Annotated in this window: 12 protein-coding genes and 1 pseudogene; 3 read left to right on the forward strand and 10 right to left on the reverse strand. The window is 71.3% G+C overall.

All coding sequences use genetic code 11. The features are described from left to right. The first annotated feature begins 109 nt into the window (after window positions 1-109). Both OHB44_RS02105 and OHB44_RS02110 read left to right on the forward strand, forming a co-directional pair. Window positions 110-2,977, forward strand: coding sequence for a galactose-binding domain-containing protein (locus OHB44_RS02105; protein WP_330439480.1), 2,868 nt, complete (start codon window positions 110-112; stop codon window positions 2,975-2,977). Window positions 2,978-3,166: 189 nt separating this feature from the next. Next, window positions 3,167-6,862, forward strand: coding sequence for a discoidin domain-containing protein (locus OHB44_RS02110; RefSeq protein WP_330439481.1), 3,696 nt, complete (start codon window positions 3,167-3,169; stop codon window positions 6,860-6,862). A 70-nt stretch (window positions 6,863-6,932) separates the two neighbouring features. Here the strand turns inward: OHB44_RS02110 and OHB44_RS02115 are convergent, their stop codons facing one another. Continuing rightward, entirely contained in the window at window positions 6,933-7,733 is an 801-nt protein-coding gene (locus tag OHB44_RS02115; protein WP_330439482.1) for a crotonase/enoyl-CoA hydratase family protein, read from the reverse strand. A gap of 185 nt (window positions 7,734-7,918) precedes the next feature. On the opposite strand from OHB44_RS02115, the gene OHB44_RS02120 reads away from it, so the two are divergent. Continuing rightward, the gene (locus OHB44_RS02120) at window positions 7,919-8,773 is read left to right on the forward strand and encodes a Rieske 2Fe-2S domain-containing protein (RefSeq protein ID WP_238678720.1); all 855 of its coding nucleotides are present in this window, start codon (window positions 7,919-7,921) and stop codon (window positions 8,771-8,773) included. A gap of 1,149 nt (window positions 8,774-9,922) precedes the next feature. On the opposite strand, the pseudogene OHB44_RS02125 reads toward OHB44_RS02120, so the two are convergent. From OHB44_RS02125 to OHB44_RS02165, 9 genes and pseudogenes are all read right to left on the reverse strand, one after another. Continuing rightward, a pseudogene (locus OHB44_RS02125) lies at window positions 9,923-11,023 on the reverse strand (LysM peptidoglycan-binding domain-containing protein); the annotation flags it as partial. Between the two features lie 14 nt (window positions 11,024-11,037). Beyond that, window positions 11,038-11,487, reverse strand: coding sequence for a pilus assembly protein TadG-related protein (locus OHB44_RS02130; RefSeq protein ID WP_238685329.1), 450 nt, complete (start codon window positions 11,485-11,487; stop codon window positions 11,038-11,040). Next, window positions 11,484-11,951 (reverse strand): TadE/TadG family type IV pilus assembly protein, encoded by a 468-nt coding sequence (locus OHB44_RS02135; RefSeq protein WP_238685330.1) that lies wholly within the window; start codon window positions 11,949-11,951, stop codon window positions 11,484-11,486. The genes OHB44_RS02130 and OHB44_RS02135 overlap by 4 nt, the downstream gene beginning before the upstream one ends. Beyond that, the gene (locus OHB44_RS02140) at window positions 11,948-12,391 is read right to left on the reverse strand and encodes a TadE family protein (RefSeq protein WP_266304011.1); all 444 of its coding nucleotides are present in this window, start codon (window positions 12,389-12,391) and stop codon (window positions 11,948-11,950) included. The genes OHB44_RS02135 and OHB44_RS02140 overlap by 4 nt, the downstream gene beginning before the upstream one ends. 5 nt (window positions 12,392-12,396) lie before the next feature. Beyond that, complete coding sequence (locus tag OHB44_RS02145) at window positions 12,397-12,600, reverse strand: hypothetical protein (RefSeq protein ID WP_210784183.1); 204 nt, start codon at window positions 12,598-12,600, stop codon at window positions 12,397-12,399. A 25-nt stretch (window positions 12,601-12,625) separates the two neighbouring features. Beyond that, window positions 12,626-13,498 (reverse strand): type II secretion system F family protein, encoded by an 873-nt coding sequence (locus OHB44_RS02150; protein ID WP_330439483.1) that lies wholly within the window; start codon window positions 13,496-13,498, stop codon window positions 12,626-12,628. 114 nt (window positions 13,499-13,612) lie between these two features. After that, window positions 13,613-14,515: a type II secretion system F family protein gene (locus tag OHB44_RS02155; protein ID WP_238685333.1), complete on the reverse strand. Its 903-nt coding sequence runs from the start codon at window positions 14,513-14,515 to the stop codon at window positions 13,613-13,615. 4 nt (window positions 14,516-14,519) lie between these two features. Further along, complete coding sequence (locus OHB44_RS02160) at window positions 14,520-16,061, reverse strand: ATPase, T2SS/T4P/T4SS family (protein ID WP_330439484.1); 1,542 nt, start codon at window positions 16,059-16,061, stop codon at window positions 14,520-14,522. After that, entirely contained in the window at window positions 16,051-16,851 is an 801-nt protein-coding gene (locus OHB44_RS02165) for a ParA family protein (RefSeq protein ID WP_238685335.1), read from the reverse strand. Before OHB44_RS02165 ends, OHB44_RS02160 begins: the two co-directional genes overlap by 11 nt.

The following is a 16,851-nucleotide window of genomic DNA, read 5'->3' on the forward strand; positions in this document are numbered from 1 at the left end:
CCCGGTCGCCGGCACCACGCCACCAAGAAGGGAGAACCGAGGGGGGACGCGCGACACCGCACCAACACGGGGGGATCTGGCCTGCCTGACGAAAGGGAGAGCGCAGCTCATGGCCAACCACACCACCGGCACCCCGCACCACCTTCGACACCCGGCCCGCGCACTGTTGGCCGCCATCGCCGCCACAGTGCTCGCCGCCACCTCGGTCACCGTCCTCGCGGTCACCGGCACCGCTACCCCGGCCTCGGCGGCGGGGTTGTCCCCCTTCGACATCCCCAACCGGGGCGCCACAGTTCCGTTCGTCGAGCAGGAGGCGGAGGAGACCGCCCACAACGGCACGAAGATCGGCCCGGACCGGCGGTACGGCACGCTGCCGTCCGAGGCGTCCGGTCGGGAGGCGGTCACCCTCGACGCCGTCGGCGAGTACGTCGAGTTCACCCTCACCGCCCCGGCCAACGCTGTCACCTTCCGGTACAGCCTGCCGGACAGCCCGGCCGGCACCGGCCGGGACGCCGCCATCGACCTGCGGGCCAACGGGTCGCTGCTGAAGTCGGTAGCGGTCACGTCGAGGTACGGCTGGTACTACGGCGGATACCCGTTCAACAACAACCCGGGTGACACCAACCCGCACCACTTCTACGACGAGACCCGGGCCATGTTCGGCAGCACCCAGCCGGCCGGCACGAAGATCCGTTTCCAGGTCTCCTCGACCGCGCAGTCGCCCACGTTCACCATCGACCTGGCCGACTTCGAGCTGGTCGCCCCGGCGATCACCAAGCCTTCCGGTGTGCTCGACGTGGTCACCGACTTCGGCGCCGACCCGAGCGGCGCTACCGACTCGACGGCGAAGTTCCAGGCGGCTGTCGACGCCGGCAAGGCCCAGGGCCGGGCGGTCTGGATCCCGACCGGCACCTTCACCCTCTGGGATCACGTGGTGGTCGACGGGGTGACACTGCGCGGCGCGGGCCCCTGGTACTCGGTGCTCGGCGGCCGTCACCCCACCGAGCGGAACAGGTCCGTCGGCATCTACGGCAAGTACGTCCCCGGTGGCGGCTACACCGGCCCGGTCCGCGCACACGAGGCGAACGGGCCGAGCCGCAACGTCACGCTGCGGGACTTCGCCATCATCGGCGACATCCGGGAACGGGTCGACGACGACCAGGTCAACGCCCTGGGCGGGGCGATGACCAACTCGGTGGTGGACAACCTCTGGCTGGAGAACACCAAGGTCGGGGCGTGGATGGACGGCCCGATGGACAACTTCACGATCCGCAACAGCCGGATCCTGGACCAGACCGCTGACGGGGTGAACTTCCACACCGGCGTGACCAACTCGACGGTGACGAACACGTTCGTCCGCAACACCGGCGACGACGCGTTGGCGATGTGGGCGCAGAGCGTGCCGAACGTCAACAACTCCTTCACCCGCAACACCATCGGGGTGACCCTGCTGGCGAACCACCTGGTCAGCTACGGCGGTCGGGACATCAAGATCACCGACAACGTGACGGCCGACTCGCTGACCAACGGCGGTGGCATCCACGTCGCGAACCGCTACCCCGGCGTGCAGGGCGCCACCGGAGTCCAGGGCACCTGGACGATCGCCCGCAACACGTTGATCCGTAACGGCAACTCGGACTACAACTGGAACTTCGGTGTCGGGGCGATCTGGTTCTCCGCGCTCAACGAGGCGTTCCAGAACCCCACCATCAACATCACCGACACCGACATCCTGGACAGCTCGTACGCGGCGCTGCACTGGATCGAGGGCCAGACCAACGGGATCAACCTCAACAACGTACGGATCGACGGCGCCGGCACGTACGCGCTCCAGGTGCAGGCGAACAGCCAGGTGTCGTTCACCAACGTGCGGGCCACCAACATCGCGCAGAGCAACCCGATGCACAACTGCGTGGGTGCCGGCTTCCAGATCACCCAGGGCTCCGGCAACTCCGGCTGGTACACCCCGACCCCGTACTGCGGCCCGTGGCCGAACCCCCAGTGGGGTGGCGGACCGACCTCGCCACCGCCGACCACCCCGCCCCCGACCACCCCGCCGCCGACCACTCCGCCTCCCACCAGTGGAAACCTCGCCCTGAACCGGCCGGCGACAGCGACCAGCACCAACCAGAGCTACACGGCCGCCAACGTGGTCGACGGCAACGCGTCGACGTACTGGGAGAGCGCCAACAACGCCTTCCCCCAGTCGGTCACCATCGACCTGGGCGCGTCCCGGTCGGTCGACCGGGTGGCGCTCAAGCTGCCCAGCGGTTGGGAACAACGCACCCAGACCCTGTCGGTGCTCGGCTCCACCGACGGCTCGTCGTACACCACACTGGCGTCGTCCGCCGGTCGGGTCTTCGCCCCCGGCGCGGGCAACACCGTGTCGATCGGGCTGCCCTCCGGTGACCGCCGCTACGTCCGGGTCACCGTCACCGGTAACTCCGGCTGGCCGGCCGCGCAACTCTCCGAGGTCGAGGTGTACGGCGGCACCCAGACCACCCCGCCCCCGACCACCCCGCCGCCGACCACGCCGCCCCCGACCACGCCGCCGCCCAGCGGCAACCTGGCGGCCGGACGGTCGATCACCGAGACCAGCCACTCCGACGTGTACGCCGCCCCCAACGCGGTGGACGGCAACGCGAACACCTACTGGGAGAGCGCCAACAACGCGTTCCCGCAGTCGTTGACAGTGGACCTGGGCGCCGACCGCTCGGTGTCCCGGGTCGTGCTGAAGCTCCCACCCTCATCGGCCTGGCAGACGCGCACGCAGACGCTGGCGGTGCTCGGCTCCACGAACGGCTCGACGTTCAGCACGCTGAAGGCGTCCGCCGGCTACAGCTTCAACCCTGCCAGCGGCAACACGGTCACCGTGACCTTCACGGCGACCACCCAGCGGTACCTGCGGCTGACCGTCACCGGTAACAGCGGCTGGCCAGCCGGCCAGCTCAGCGAGTTCGAGATCTACTCCAGCTAGGTCGGGAGCCCCCGCCCGGACCGGGCGGGGGCACCCGGTCCGGGCGCCCCGGCGCAACGCCGCGCCAGCCGCCCGACCCCGTCCCCAACCCGCACCGTCCCCCACCTGTCGCGGAACGACGGGCGTACCCCTGCACCCGTCACCGGGCAACGCACCCACACCCACCCCCGAAAGAGGTGTAGCGACCCCATGTCCAGGACCGGCACCAGACGAGGCACGCCGCCAACCGGCGCGCCCACCACCGTCCCCCGTACCGCCCGCACGGGCCGCCGTCGGATGCTCGCCGGCGCGCTCGCCGGGATGCTCCTCGCCACCGCCCCGGTCGTCACCCCCATGGCGAGCGCGGCACCGGCGGCCGACCCGTCAGCGGCCGCCGCCCGCGTGGCAATGCTCGCCGGGCTCTCCGCCACCATGACCGCCAGCAGCTACAACCAGAACTACGTGGCGGGCAACGCCAACGACGGCAACGCGTCAACCTACTGGGAGAGCGCCAACAACGCGTTCCCGCAGTGGATCCAGGCGGACCTCGGCGCCACCGTCAGCGTCGACCGGGTGGTGCTCAAGCTGCCACCCGCGTCGGACTGGCAGACCCGTACGCAGACGCTGTCGGTGTTGGGTTCGACCAACGGCTCGTCCTTCACCACCCTGAAGGCGTCCGCCGGCTACACGTTCAACCCGAGCAGCGGCAACACCGCGACCGTCAGCTTCACCGCCGCCAGCACCCGTTACGTACGCGTGCAGGTCACCGGCAACACCGGTTGGCCGGCCGCCCAGCTGTCCGAGGTCGAGGTGTACGGCGCCACCGGCAGCAACGACACCCAGGCCCCCAGCGTGCCGGGCAACCTGGCCTACACCCAGCCGGCCAGCGGACAGATCCGGCTCGCCTGGTCGGCGTCCACCGACAACGTCGGGGTGACCGGCTACGACGTCTACGCCAACGGCGCGCTGCGTGGCAGCGTCAGCGGCTCGACCCTCACGTACACCGACAGCCAGCCGACCACTGCCACGGTGTCGTACTACGTGCGGGCCAAGGACGCGGCCGGCAACCAGTCGGCCAACAGCAACACGGTGACCCGGACCGGCACCGGCAACCCGCCGACCGGTTCCAACCTGGCGATCGGCAAGCCGGTCACCGCCTCCGGGTTCGTGCACACGTTCGTGGCCACAAACGCCAACGACAACAACGTGGCCACCTACTGGGAGGGCAACGGCAACCCGAGCACGCTGACAGTGCAGCTCGGCGCGAACGCCAGCCTCAGCCAGGTCGTCGTGAAGCTCAACCCGGACTCGGCGTGGGGCGCGCGTACCCAGAACATCACAGTGCTGGGCCGGGACCAGGGCTCGTCGAGCTTCACCACCCTGGTCGGCGCGGCGAACTACGCCTTCAACCCGGGCAGCGGCAACACGGTGACCATCCCGGTCTCCGGCGCGGCGGCCGACGTACGGCTCTCGATCGCCTCGAACACCGGTGCTCCGGCCGGTCAGGTGGCCGAGTTCCAGGTCTTCGGCACCCCCGCACCGAACCCGGACCTGACCGTTACCGGCATGTCGTTCAGCCCGTCCGCACCGGTGGAGACCAGCAGCATCACGCTCTCCGCTACGGTGCGTAACGCGGGCTCCTCGGCCTCCGGCGCGACCAACGTCAACTTCTACCTGGGCTCCACCCGGGTGGGCACGGCCTCGGTCGGCGGTCTCGCGGCCGGCGCCTCGACCACCGTCAGCGCCAGCATCGGCACCCGGGACTCGGGCAGCTACCCGCTCAGCGCCAAGGTCGACGAGTCGAACACAGTCGTCGAGCAGGACGACACCAACAACAGCTACACCAACCCCAGCCCGTTGGTCGTCGCCGCGGTCGCCAGCTCCGACCTGGTCGCCTCGGCGGTCGCCTGGTCGCCGGGCAACCCGTCGGCGGGCAACACGGTGACCTTCTCCGTGTCCATCCGCAACGCCGGCAACCAGGCGTCCGCCTCCGGTGCGCACGGCATCACCCTGACCGTGCTCAACGAGTCCGGCACCGTGGTCCGTACCCTGACCGGCTCGCACTCCGGCGTGATCAACGCCGGAGCCACTGTCGGCCCGATCAACCTGGGCACCTGGACCGCCGCGAACGGCAAGTACACCGTCCGGGTGGTGCTCGCCGTGGACGGCAACGAGCTGCCGGTGAAGCAGGCCAACAACACCAGTGACCGGCCGCTCTTCGTCGGTCGCGGCGCCAACATGCCGTACGACATGTACGAGGCCGAGGACGGTGCGATCGGCGGCGGCGCCAGCGTCGTCGGACCGAACCGGGAGATCGGCGACCTGGCCGGTGAGGCGTCCGGTCGGCGGGCGGTGACCCTGAACTCGACCGGCAGCTACGTCGAGTTCACCACCCGGGCCAGCACCAACACTCTGGTCACCCGCTTCTCCATTCCGGACGCACCGGGCGGCGGTGGGATCAACTCGACGCTGAGCGTCTACGTCAACGGCGCGTTCCACAAGGCCATCGACCTGACGTCCCGGTACGCCTGGCTCTACGGCAACGAGGCCAGCCCGGGCAACTCGCCGAGCGCGGGCGGACCCCGGCACATCTACGACGAAGCCAACGTCATGCTCAACTCCACAGTCCCGGCCGGCAGCAAGATCCGCCTCCAGAAGGACCCGGCCAACACCACCACGTACGCCATCGACTTCATCAACACGGAGCAGGTGGCGCCGATCGCCAACCCGGACCCGGCCCGCTACACCACGCCGACCGGCTTCACCCACCAGGACGTGCAGAACGCCCTGGACCGGGTGCGGATGGACACCACCGGCAACCTGGTCGGCGTGTACCTGCCGGCCGGTAACTACTCCACCTCGTCGAAGTTCCAGGTGTACGGCAAGGCCGTCCAGGTGACCGGCGCCGGCCCCTGGTACACCCGGTTCAACGCTCCGTCGGGCCAGGACAACACTGACATCGGCTTCCGGGCGGAGAACTCGGCGGCGAACTCGTCCTTCAAGAACTTCGCCTACTTCGGCAACTACACCTCGCGGATCGACGGTCCGGGCAAGGTGTTCGACTTCGCCAACGTGTCGAACATCGTGATCGACAACATTTGGAACGAGCACATGGTGTGCCTCTACTGGGGCGCGAACACCGACTACATGACGATCAAGAACTCCCGGATCCGGAACATGTTCGCCGACGGCATCAACATGACCAACGGGAGCACCAACAACCTGGTCAGCAACAACGACGCCCGGGCCACCGGCGACGACAGCTTCGCGCTGTTCTCGGCGATCGACGCGGGCGGCGCCGACATGAAGGACAACATCTACGAGAACCTGACCTCGACCCTGACCTGGCGGGCCGCCGGTGTCGCCGTGTACGGCGGTTACGGCAACACGTTCCGCAACATCTACATCGCGGACACCCTGGTCTACTCGGGCATCACCATCAGCTCGCTCGACTTCGGCTACCCGATGAACGGGTTCGGTGCCAACCCGCCGACCCGGTTCGAGAACATCTCGATCGTGCGGGCCGGTGGGCACTTCTGGGGCGGGCAGACCTTCCCGGCGATCTGGGTCTTCTCCGCCTCGAAGGTGTTCCAGGGCATCCGGGTCAGCGATGTCGACATCATCGATCCGACCTACAGCGGCATCATGTTCCAGACCAACTACGTCGGCGGGCAGCCGCAGAACCCGATCACCGACACGGTCTTCACCAACGTCTCGATCAGCGGCGCTCGGAAGAGCGGGGACGCCTACGACGCGAAGTCTGGCTTCGCCATCTGGGCGAACCCGATGCCGGAGGCCGGGCAGGGGCCGGCCGTCGGGTCGGTGACCTTCAACAACCTCCGGTTGAGCAACAACGCGGTGGACATCCAGAACCCCACGACAACCTTCACCATCAACCGCAACTGAGCTCGGGCCTGTTTCATAAGGGCGGTCGAGCCGGGCCCGCCGCAGGCCGGCCAGTTCTCAGGAAACAGGCCTAATCGGTAGCCGACGCCGCCGGGGGGTGTACCCCTCCCGGCGGCGTCGCGCCGTGTCGGCCCTCGCCCGCGGCGAACCGGGCCGCGCCGGCCGCCGCGTCCGTCGTCAGTGAGTCCATCCCGTACGCCAACTCGGTCGCCAGCGCCTCCGGCTCGGGCCGCCCCGCGCCGGCCAGCAGAGCCGCCCGGTCGTTGCGCAGGCAGGTCTGCGGATGCCGGGCGATCGCCGCCGCCAACTCCTCGGCCGCGGCCCGCGCCTGGCCGGGCGGCACCAACCGATTGACCAACCCCATCGTGTACGCCTCGTCGGCCGGCACCGGGCGGCCGGTGAGGATCAGGTCCATGGCCCGACTCTCGCCGATCAACCGGGGCAGCCGGACGGTGCCCCCGTCGATCAGCGGCACTCCCCAGCGGCGGCAGAACACCCCGAGCGTCGCGTCGGACTCGGCGACCCGCAGGTCGCACCAGAGCGCCAGTTCGAGCCCGCCCGCCACCGCGTACCCGGAGATCGCCGCGATCACCGGTTTGCTGAGCGTCATCCGGGTCGGACCCATCGGACCGTCCCCCTCCGGCTCGACCCGGTTGCCGCTCGGTGTGCCGATCGCCTTGAGGTCGGCGCCGGCGCAGAACGTTCCACCGGCGCCCCAGAGCACTGCCACCGCCGCGTCCGGGTCGGCGTCAAAGGCCCGAAACGCGTCAGCCAGCGCCCGAGCGGTAGGACCGTCCACGGCGTTTCGCGCGTCCGCCCGATCCAGCACGACGGTGGTGACCGCCCCGACCCGCTCCACCCGCACACCCATCCCGCCAGCATGCCGGCCCGCCCCCACCCCCACAATCCCCGTCGATCTTGCAGTTCCTGTTGCCGTTTCGCGGCTTGTGCCCCGGATTATGTGAGCAGAAACTGCAAGATCGGCGGTGTGGGTGGTGCGACAGGTTTGTCGCCGCCGACCGGTTTGCGACGGCGATCGCCGGGAAGTCGGTACTCGTGCGAGCACTTTTGACGAAAGTTGAGCAGGACTCCCGGCTGGACCGCGCGGGTGACCGGTTGCAGAAGGTCGTCCTGGGAACGCTGCGTCCGCGCCGGCTGCGGGACCTGCTGCACGGGGTGACCCTCGGGCATCCGCTGCACCCGGCGATGGTGCAGGTGCCGGTCGGCGCGTGGATCAGCGCCGCGGTGCTGGACCTCATGCCCGGGCAGCGCCGGCCTGCCACCGTGCTGGTCGGTCTGGGCACCGTCAGCGCGCTGCCGGCGGCGGTCGCCGGTCTGAACGACTGGGCGGCACTCGCCCGGGACCAGCGCCGGGTCGGCCTGGTGCACGCCGCCGCCAACACCGTCGGCATGACGCTCTACGCCGGCTCGTTGGCCGCCCGGCTGTCCGGCCGCCACGGAATGGGTCGTGCCCTCGGCTTCCTCGGGCTCTCCACTGTGAGCCTTGGCGCGTACATCGGGGGTCACCTGGCGTACAAGCAGGGGGCGCAGGTCAACCAGAGCGTCTCCGAACTGCACCGGATGACCGATGGCTGGCACTCGCTGGCCGACATGGCGACGCTGCCGCAACGCACCCTGATCACCCGAGAGGTGGACGACGACATCTCGGTGATCCTCTACCGGCACGGCGACGAGGTGACCGTGATGTTGGAGCGCTGCCCGCATCAGAGCGGGCCGCTCGGCGAGGGTGAGGTGCAGGAGATCGACGGCCACGCCTGCGTGGTCTGCCCGTGGCACGGGAGCGCCTTCCGGCTCAACGGCGGTGAGGTCGTGCAGGGGCCGTCCGGCAACGACCAGCAGATCCTGCCCACCCGGATCCAGGACGGCGTGCTCCAGACCCGCCTGCCCTGACTGCCTGCCCTGACCGCCTACGCTGCCCGCCCTGCGCTGGCCGCCCTGCGCTGGCCGCCCTGCGCTGGCCGCCCTGCGCTGGCCGCCCTGCGCTGGCCGCCCTGCGCTGGCCGCCCTGCGCTGGCCGCCCTGCGCTGGCCGCCCTGCCCTTACCCAGGTGCCTCCGGCGTTGGGTATGTCGCCCCGCGCCGGTGCTCCTCGCCGCGCGGCAGTAACGCCTTCGACGCATATGCCTGTGAGTCATTTTTATGACTCACAGGCATATCGCTCTCGGAGACATTGCCCCGGCCACTCCCGCCAGGCGGCGGGCCTCGACCGTCGCGGGCGCGACCGGCGCGACCCTGGAGACACCGACTCCGGCATCGGTGGTCAGCCAGGTCGTCGATCGGGTGTGTGCGGTGGTCAGCCAGGTCGTGGGCCCGGTATGCGATGGCCGACTGAGTCGCTGGCCTGGGGCACCCGGCACCTCCCTGCCTGGGTTCGCGAGCCTCCGCCGGACAGCGGAGACACCAGGTCGTGCGGGCCCGCTCAGGTGCGTCGGTGTCGGCCGACCGGCGGACCGTCGGGCACGGAGTCCAGGCCGTGCCCGCCGTCGAACAGCCCGCCCTCGCCACCGGCACCGGCCCAGCCCTCGTCACCGCTCCAGCCGCCAGGGCCGGCGGCCGTCATCCCGCCGCCGTGGGGCGCCGTGCCGCCGGAGAGAGCCATCCCGCTGCCCGGGAACGCGGTGCTGCCGGGGTAGGCCATTCCGCTTCCGGCGGGCGCCACTTCGCTTCCGGCGGGCGTCACCCCAGTGTGGGCAGGTGCGACCCCACTGCCGGTGGGCGTCATCCCGCCGTCGCGAGGTCCGAAGTCGCTCCCGCCCGGTGCCGCGCTGCCGTGCGGTGTCGCCGGTGCTTCGATGGCCGCCGCCGCCCGGCTGGCAGCCCAGGCGGCACCGCTCCCGGCCGCCCCACCACTGCCCCGCCGGCCCGCGCCGCTGCTACTTTGGCCCACGCCACCGCTTTGGTCCACGCCACTGCTGCTTTGGCCCGCGCCACTGCTTCGGCCCGGGTCGCTGTTTCGGCCCGCGCCACCGCTTCCCCCCGCGCCACCACTTCCCCCAGCGCCACCGCTTCCCCCCGCGACACCGCTTCGCCCCGCGCCACTGCGGCTTCGGCCCGCGCCGCGGCGGGATGTGCGGGAGGAGGCGGCCAGTCGGGGAGCCACCCCGGCGGTGGCTGGACGGCGGCGCAGTCCCAGGACCGCGCCGATCTGGGCGCCGACGATGCTCGCCACCGCCAGTACGGCGGAGACCGCCAGCGGGCGGTTCACCCGATCGGCGGCACCGACCCGGGCTGCGCCGACCGTCATCGCTGGCGGTTGGCCCGCTGACTCCGTACCGCTGGGTGGTGCCGGGGCCACCCGCGGCGGTGCGGCCCGCTCGGGCGCCGGCCGGGGCGCGGGCGGCTTCGGCGCTGCGGGCCGGTCGACGACCCGGCCGGTGGCGTGCTGCCGGGCCCCCTGGTCGGCGGCCTCCGTTGGCAGGCGGAGCAGTTGGCCGGGGCGGATCCGGTCCGGGTCGTCGAGCTTGTTCAGCTTGGCGAGCTGTCGGTAGTCCCCGAACTCGTCCAGGTATCGCTCGGCCACCCCCCCGAGGTAGTCGCCGCGTGCCACCCGGTACACCGGCGCGGCCTCGTCGTTCGCCGTCGGTGCACCGCTTGCCGCCAGCCCTGTCCCGGCCATGCCGAGCAGGCCGCCCCGGGCCACCGGCGCGGCCGTGTCCGGTGTCGTCGCGGCGCGGGTCGGCGCGGCCAGGGTGGTGACGGACGTTGCGCTCGGGCTCGCGTACACCGGAGTTCCGTAGATCGCCGCGGCGCTGGCGGCGGCGGGGCTGGCAACCAGGATCAGCGCGACCGAGCCGACCAGCGCGGCGGCGGCCTTCTGCTGGCGGCCCATCCCGGGCAGCTTCGGCGCCGGCCGGCGCAGGGTCTGTGCGCCCAACTCGACGAGGACGGAGAAGGCGAACGTGGCCCAGCCGAACCAACCGGCCACTGCCAACGCCCGCAGGAAGAGCTGACCGTCGTCCCGGCTGGTCAGCGCGGTGCCCACCTCGCTGATCGTGGGGAGGTGATCGGGCAGCGGGTTACCGGCGAAGGCGAGCAGCGCGATCGGCGCGCCGACCAGCAGCACCAGGAGCACGGCCAGCGCGCCGATGCCGGTGAGGATCCGTCCGGTCCGCCGTACGACGGACCCACCCGATACGGGCATGGCTGCCTTCCTTCCTACGGTGTTGCGGTGATGGCACGCGCGGTCGCCTCGCCGGTGACGGTGACCGTCTTCTGCTGGATGAACGGTCCGACCATCGAGCGGTGGTAGGTGATGGAGACGGTCACTCGGATCAGGGATTCCCCGTCGACCTGGGGGAAGTTCACCGTGTGGCCGGCGGTGTTCACGGTGGCCAGGTAGCTGGCGACCGCATCGCGCGCCTCCGGCTCGTTGATTCGCTTCGGTCCGCCCTCGATGGCGGTGGCCCGGTCGATGGCCTGACCGCCGGCCCGGGCCGCCTCGGCGGCCAGGTTCTGGGCGCGTTGCAGGGTGCGGAGCTGCCCGGCGCCGTCGAAGGAGAGGCCGATGATGGCCAGTACGCCGACCATCGTCACCGCGAGGAAGATGCTCACCCGGCCGTGCTCACCTGCCCGCGAGGGACTGGCAGCCGACGTGGTGGCCGTCATTGCCGACTCCGGTAACGGTCGAGTGGGGAGGTGAACTGCGCGGAGATCAGCCGTTCACTCTTCATCCCGGGCAGGATGTCGAGGGTGATGTCCTTGAAGGACACGCGGCAGCTGATCGTCACCGTCACCGTGGCGTTCGTACCGACTGTGCTGCTGAAGGCTCTGTCGAAGCTGGACTCATTGCCGGGCGACTTGCCGCTGAATGCCGGGTCCAGGCCGTTGGCGCAGGCCAGGCCGTGCCAGTCCAGCTGTTTCTGGGCGGCCTCCCGCGCCTCTTCTTTGGCGACGTCGGCATTCCGGGAGATCGACGCGGCCCGAGCGGCGTCGTGCGCGGCTGCTTCGAGCGCCTCCGCGGCAACCGCGCTGCGCCCGACCACACCGGCCAGCACCATCAGCGCGATGAACGCGGGCGCGAGCACCGCCACTTCGATGGAGACCGAGCCCCGCTCGGCGGTACGGGTCATGGCGGGGTCACCCTCTCCACCGTTCCGTGGGCAGTCTGCTGTATTGCGAAGTCCACGCCCGGCACCACGGACAGGGACCGGCCGCTCACCGTGCAGGTCACGTCGGTCGTGGTGGTCACGCAGGTCGGGCCGGCCTTGTCCCAGCCCACCAGCCAACCGCCGGCGGCCCTCAGGAAGCGGGAGGCGCTGTCCACCCCGGCGCCGCTGCTCGCCTCGTAGGTCCGCTGCGCGTTGACGCCACTCTGCGCGGCGTTCAACGCTGTGGAGCGGGCGAGGAAGACGGCTGCGACCTGGATCGAGGCGAAGAGCAGCACCAGGATCAGCGGCATCATCACGGCCAGTTCCACCGGGTTGGCGCCCCGCTCCCGGTCGCCGGCCGCGAGGCGGCGCCGGGTGGCGTTGACCACCCGGCTCCACCTCGGGTACGCGGCTCGACGCATCCCGGCTACTTCGGGACCGTGTAGTCCGGGATGCCGTCCATCCAACCCTTGGCCTTGGTCAGGGCCAGGGCGGTGATGGCCATGGCGACGGCGACCAGGCCGGCGATGATCACCGCGGTGGGCACCGGGCTGTCGCCCCGTTCACCGTCCCGGCGCAGCTCGGCCAGGCGCGTCGTCACCACGACGTGCAGATAGCTGAGGATGGACATGGCGTTCTCCTTCGAGGGGGAGGGGTCAGACACGGGCGATGAACGGATAGAGGACGAACCCGAGCAGCACGAAGACGAGCAGCGCGCCCGGGATGTCGAGCTTGCTGGTCACCCCTTCGGCGCGCGTCAGGTTGTCGGTGCGGATCTGGTCGCGCAGCGAGTCGGCCCGGCTGCGCAGCGTCTCGTGCACCTGAGCGCCCTCGCTGCCGGAGGAGCGCATGATCGCGCCGACGTCGCCCAACTCCGGAATGCCGATCTTGTCGGCCAGGTCGCGCAGTTCGTCCCAGGGCGCGTGCATCTGCATCTGGGCGATCCGCAGCGACTCCTGGAGGCGGTCGAACACCCAACCGTCGCAGACCGCCGCCGCCCGCTCCAGCGACTGCACCGGCCCGTGCGCCGCCGAGAGCTGCAACGCCACCAGGTCGAGGTAGGTGCAGACGGCCTGGCGGAACTCGTCGCGGGCGGCGTTGGCCCTGGTCAGCACGGCGCGGTGCGCCAGCAGGCCGGCCAGCAGCGCCAGACCGAGGCTGCCCAGCACCGGCACGACCAGCGGGAACGAGATGCCGAGCACCCACAGCACCACCCCGAGCAGTGTTGGTGTGGCCAATCCGATCAGCGCGGAGAGCAGCACCGACAACGCGTACTGCTCGGAGGTCTGACCGATCAGGGCGAGCTGCATCTGCGGTGGCCGCAACCAGCGGGACATCCCGGTCAGCCAGTCGAGCCGCCGGGACGCGGGCGTGGCCACCCGACCGGTGCCCGGCGGCTGGTGCAGTCGGCGCAGCGCAGGCCCGAGCGCCGGTGTCGCCGGCACCAACTCCCGGACCACCAGGAACACACCCAGGCCGATCCCGGCGCCACCGCAGACCGCGAGGACAAAATGCCAGTTCACGATCATGGGAGCCGCCTTTCGTTCGCGACTGCGGGGCTCCGCTGCGCTGCACTCCTCGCGCTCACCGGGCTGGCCTTTCGTTCGCGACTGCGGGGCTCCGCTGCGCTGCACTCCTCGCGCTCACGCGATCACCTCGGCCGGGTTAGGCGCGGGCAGGAACCGGGCCGGCCGTTGCGGCTGGCTCATCGACCGCACCCAGGCCAGCAGGCCGATGAAGGCGGCGCCGAGGGCGGCCATCACCAGCTGACCCACCGGTGTGCCGTACGGCCTGATGTACTCGGTGTTGACCAGCCCGTACGCCAGGGTCGCCAGCGTCATCCCGGTGAGGAAGCGGACCGCGAACCGGGGCTGGGTGCGCTTGGCCTCGATCTCCCGACGGGTCGCCACCTCCGCGGACGCCGCACCCGCGATCGAACCGAGCACGTCACCCAGCCGCTCACCCCGGTCCGACAGGTGCAGGATCAGCGCCGCGACCACCTGGTCGCAGACCGGGTCGGCGATCTCGTCGGCGAACGCCAGCAGCGCGGAGCGGGCCATCCAGCCGGCCTGGAGGCGGGCGGCGAGCAGCCGTACCTCGTCCTCGACGCCGGGTGGCACGCTGCCGATCGTGCCGATGATCGACTGCTGGAGGCCCTGCCCGGTGCCGGAGACGTCCTTGAGTCGGCGGGTCCACTCGCCGACCGCCTCGATCCGGGCGATCGCCCGCTGCTCGGCCTTTCCCACTCCGAACAGCCACGGGGCGCCGGGCACCGCCACCGCCACCAGCAGGCCCACCACCGGCAGCCCGGTCAACAGGAACGCCAACGCGCCGGCGACCAGTGCGGCCACCAGCAGCGCCTGGTAACCCCGCTGCTCGGCCGGGGTGCTGCCCGGCCCACGCCACAGTCGGCTCAGCCCTGGCCCGCTGCCCGGCCGCGGCCCGGGGGGTCGGCGGGTGCCGACCAGCGCGACCACGGCCAGCAGCAGCCCGGCCACACAGGCGGCGCCGGACACCACCGCAATCAACTCCAGGCTGCCGAGCATCAGGTCACCGCCGGGCCAGTTGGGTCTGCCGTGGCCGCCGCCAGGCACCGGCACCGGCCTCGACCCACCGGGTCAGCAGCCGCGCGTCGTAACCCACCCGCAGCAACTGGTCGCGGACCCGCTCCGGCAGGTGCCGGGGGACCGCACGACCGTCCGGGCCGGGCCCGAAGACAGTGGTGGTGGTGATCCGACCGGCTTCGCCGGCGCCGATCACCTCCTCCACATGCGAGACGAACCGGTGCTTCCGCCCGCCGATCGCGGTTTCGTCCTCGATGGTGACGTAGACGATCAGGTCGAGCGCGTTGCCGGCCATTCGGCGGGCCTGGTCGACTGTCATCTCGCGGCCGTGCGCCAGGGCCAGCTCGACGATCCGTTCACCCACCCCGGCTGCGGTACGGGCGTGGATGGTGCACATCGACCCCCGGCTGGTGGTCATCGCCTGGAGCATCGGCACGATCTCCCGGGATCGCACCTCGCCCACGATGATCCGCAGGACGCCCATCCGCAGCGACAGCGGGATCAGGTCGGCGATTGTCACCTCACCGGCTGGGCGCCCGTCGAAGCCGCGCTCGCCGTGGCCCTCCCGAGCCTCGAAGCTCATCACCGCCCGGTGCCGCTCCCGACGGCGGGCCGGGAGCAGCTCCCGACTCTCCTCCAGCAACACGTACGGCTCGTCCTGCGGGATCTCGTTCATCAGCGCCCGGATGACAGTGGTCTTCCCGGCGCCGGCCAATCCGGCGACCATGATGTTCAGACCGGCGCGCATCGCCGCGCGGAGGAAGTCGCGCAGCAGCGGATCGATCATCTCGTCCAGGTCACCCCGGGCGCCCGCGAGGTCGTCGAGGCTCACGTCCAGGGTGTTGTGCTTGCGGATCACCGCGTACGGGCGGTGGCTGACCAGGAACACCGCGGCCAGCCGGCTGCCGTCGGGCAGTTGCAGGTCGAGGGTGGGCTTCACTGTGGAGAGGGACCGCTCGGTCGCTCCCGCCCGACGGGCCGCCGCCTGGAGGATCTCCACCAGTTCGGCGTCGCTGTCGGCGATCGGCTCGGCCCAGTCCACCCCGCCGCCGTGCCGGGTGATGCGCACCTGGTCGCAGCCGAGGATGTGCACCTCCTCGATGGTGTCGTCGACCAGCAGCGTCTGGAGCCGGCCGAGCCCGACCAACTCGGCGGTCACCTGGTCGAGCAGCAGGCGTTCATCGCCGGCGGCCATCGGCGTGCCGGCCCGGCGCACCGAGTCCGCGTACGCGGCGACCACTGTGACGGCGAGTCGGGCCCGCTCGGTGTCCTCCTCGTCGACAGTGAACTCCCGGCCGCGCTGCCAGAGGGTGAGCCGCTCGGTGAGTTCCCGGCGCAGCTCCCGGACCACCTGGAAGTCCTTCCGGGCCCGGGGCGGCGACTCCGGCGGCGGGGTCGCCACGGGCGTCGGCTGCGGCTGCGGCCCGGACTGGTGGTGCCGGCCGTTCGGCACGGCCAGGGGCGGCGCGGTGGAGGTCACTGCCGGTGGCTGCTGGCGCGGATCGGTGGAGACCGGCTCAAACCGCATCCGGCACCCCCTGCTGCACGGGCCACGCCAACCGGGCCCGCCGCCGTTCCAGGAGCGCCCCGATCGGGACCTCCAGCGCGGCCGCCGCGCGCATCAGCGGCCGACCGGCCCGCACTGTTCCGCCCAGGGCGAGCACCCCGGCGGTACGCGGATCGTGCGGCAGCCGTGCGATGACCGGCAGTTTCAGGGCGCGGCTGATCTCGGACCGCCCGTGCCCGTCGCCGACCAGCAGCAGCCGCAGGGTGCCCGGGGGCACCCGATGCTCGGCGAAGTCCCGTTCCATAGTGGTGACCACCGCGCGGGTGCCGGAGAGGTCCGGCAGGTTCGCCCGGGTCACCAACAGCACCACCGAGGCGGCCCGCAGCACCGGCCACGGGGGCCCGGTCACGTGCAGCCGGCCACAGTCGACAAGGACGTCGTAACCGGGGGTGCCGCGGTCGAGGGCATCGAAGTAGTCGGCGAAGCGCTGCCAGAGGGGGGTGACGCTGCCGCCCTGGGCCGGGTCGACGAGGCCGGGCAGCAGCAGCCGTTCCCGGCGGGGCGCGTCCAGGTCGACCAGCTGGGACCAGAATGCGGTTTCCAGGTTGCCGTCGCGCAACTCGCCGACTGCCAGCTCTCCGATGCCGCGCGGGCCGTCCAGTTGGCCGCCGAGGTATCCGGCGAGGATCGAGCCGCCGGCCGGGTCACATTCGGCGACCACCAGCCGCCGGTGCCAGGCCAGCGCGCAGGCCAGCGCCGAGGTGGTGACGCCGGGCGAACCCTTAGCGGACACCAGCGCGATGATCGCCAT

Origin of the sequence: Micromonospora sp. NBC_00821 (assembly GCF_036347035.1) — a bacterium.
Classification (GTDB): Bacteria; Actinomycetota; Actinomycetes; order Mycobacteriales; family Micromonosporaceae; genus Micromonospora; species Micromonospora hortensis.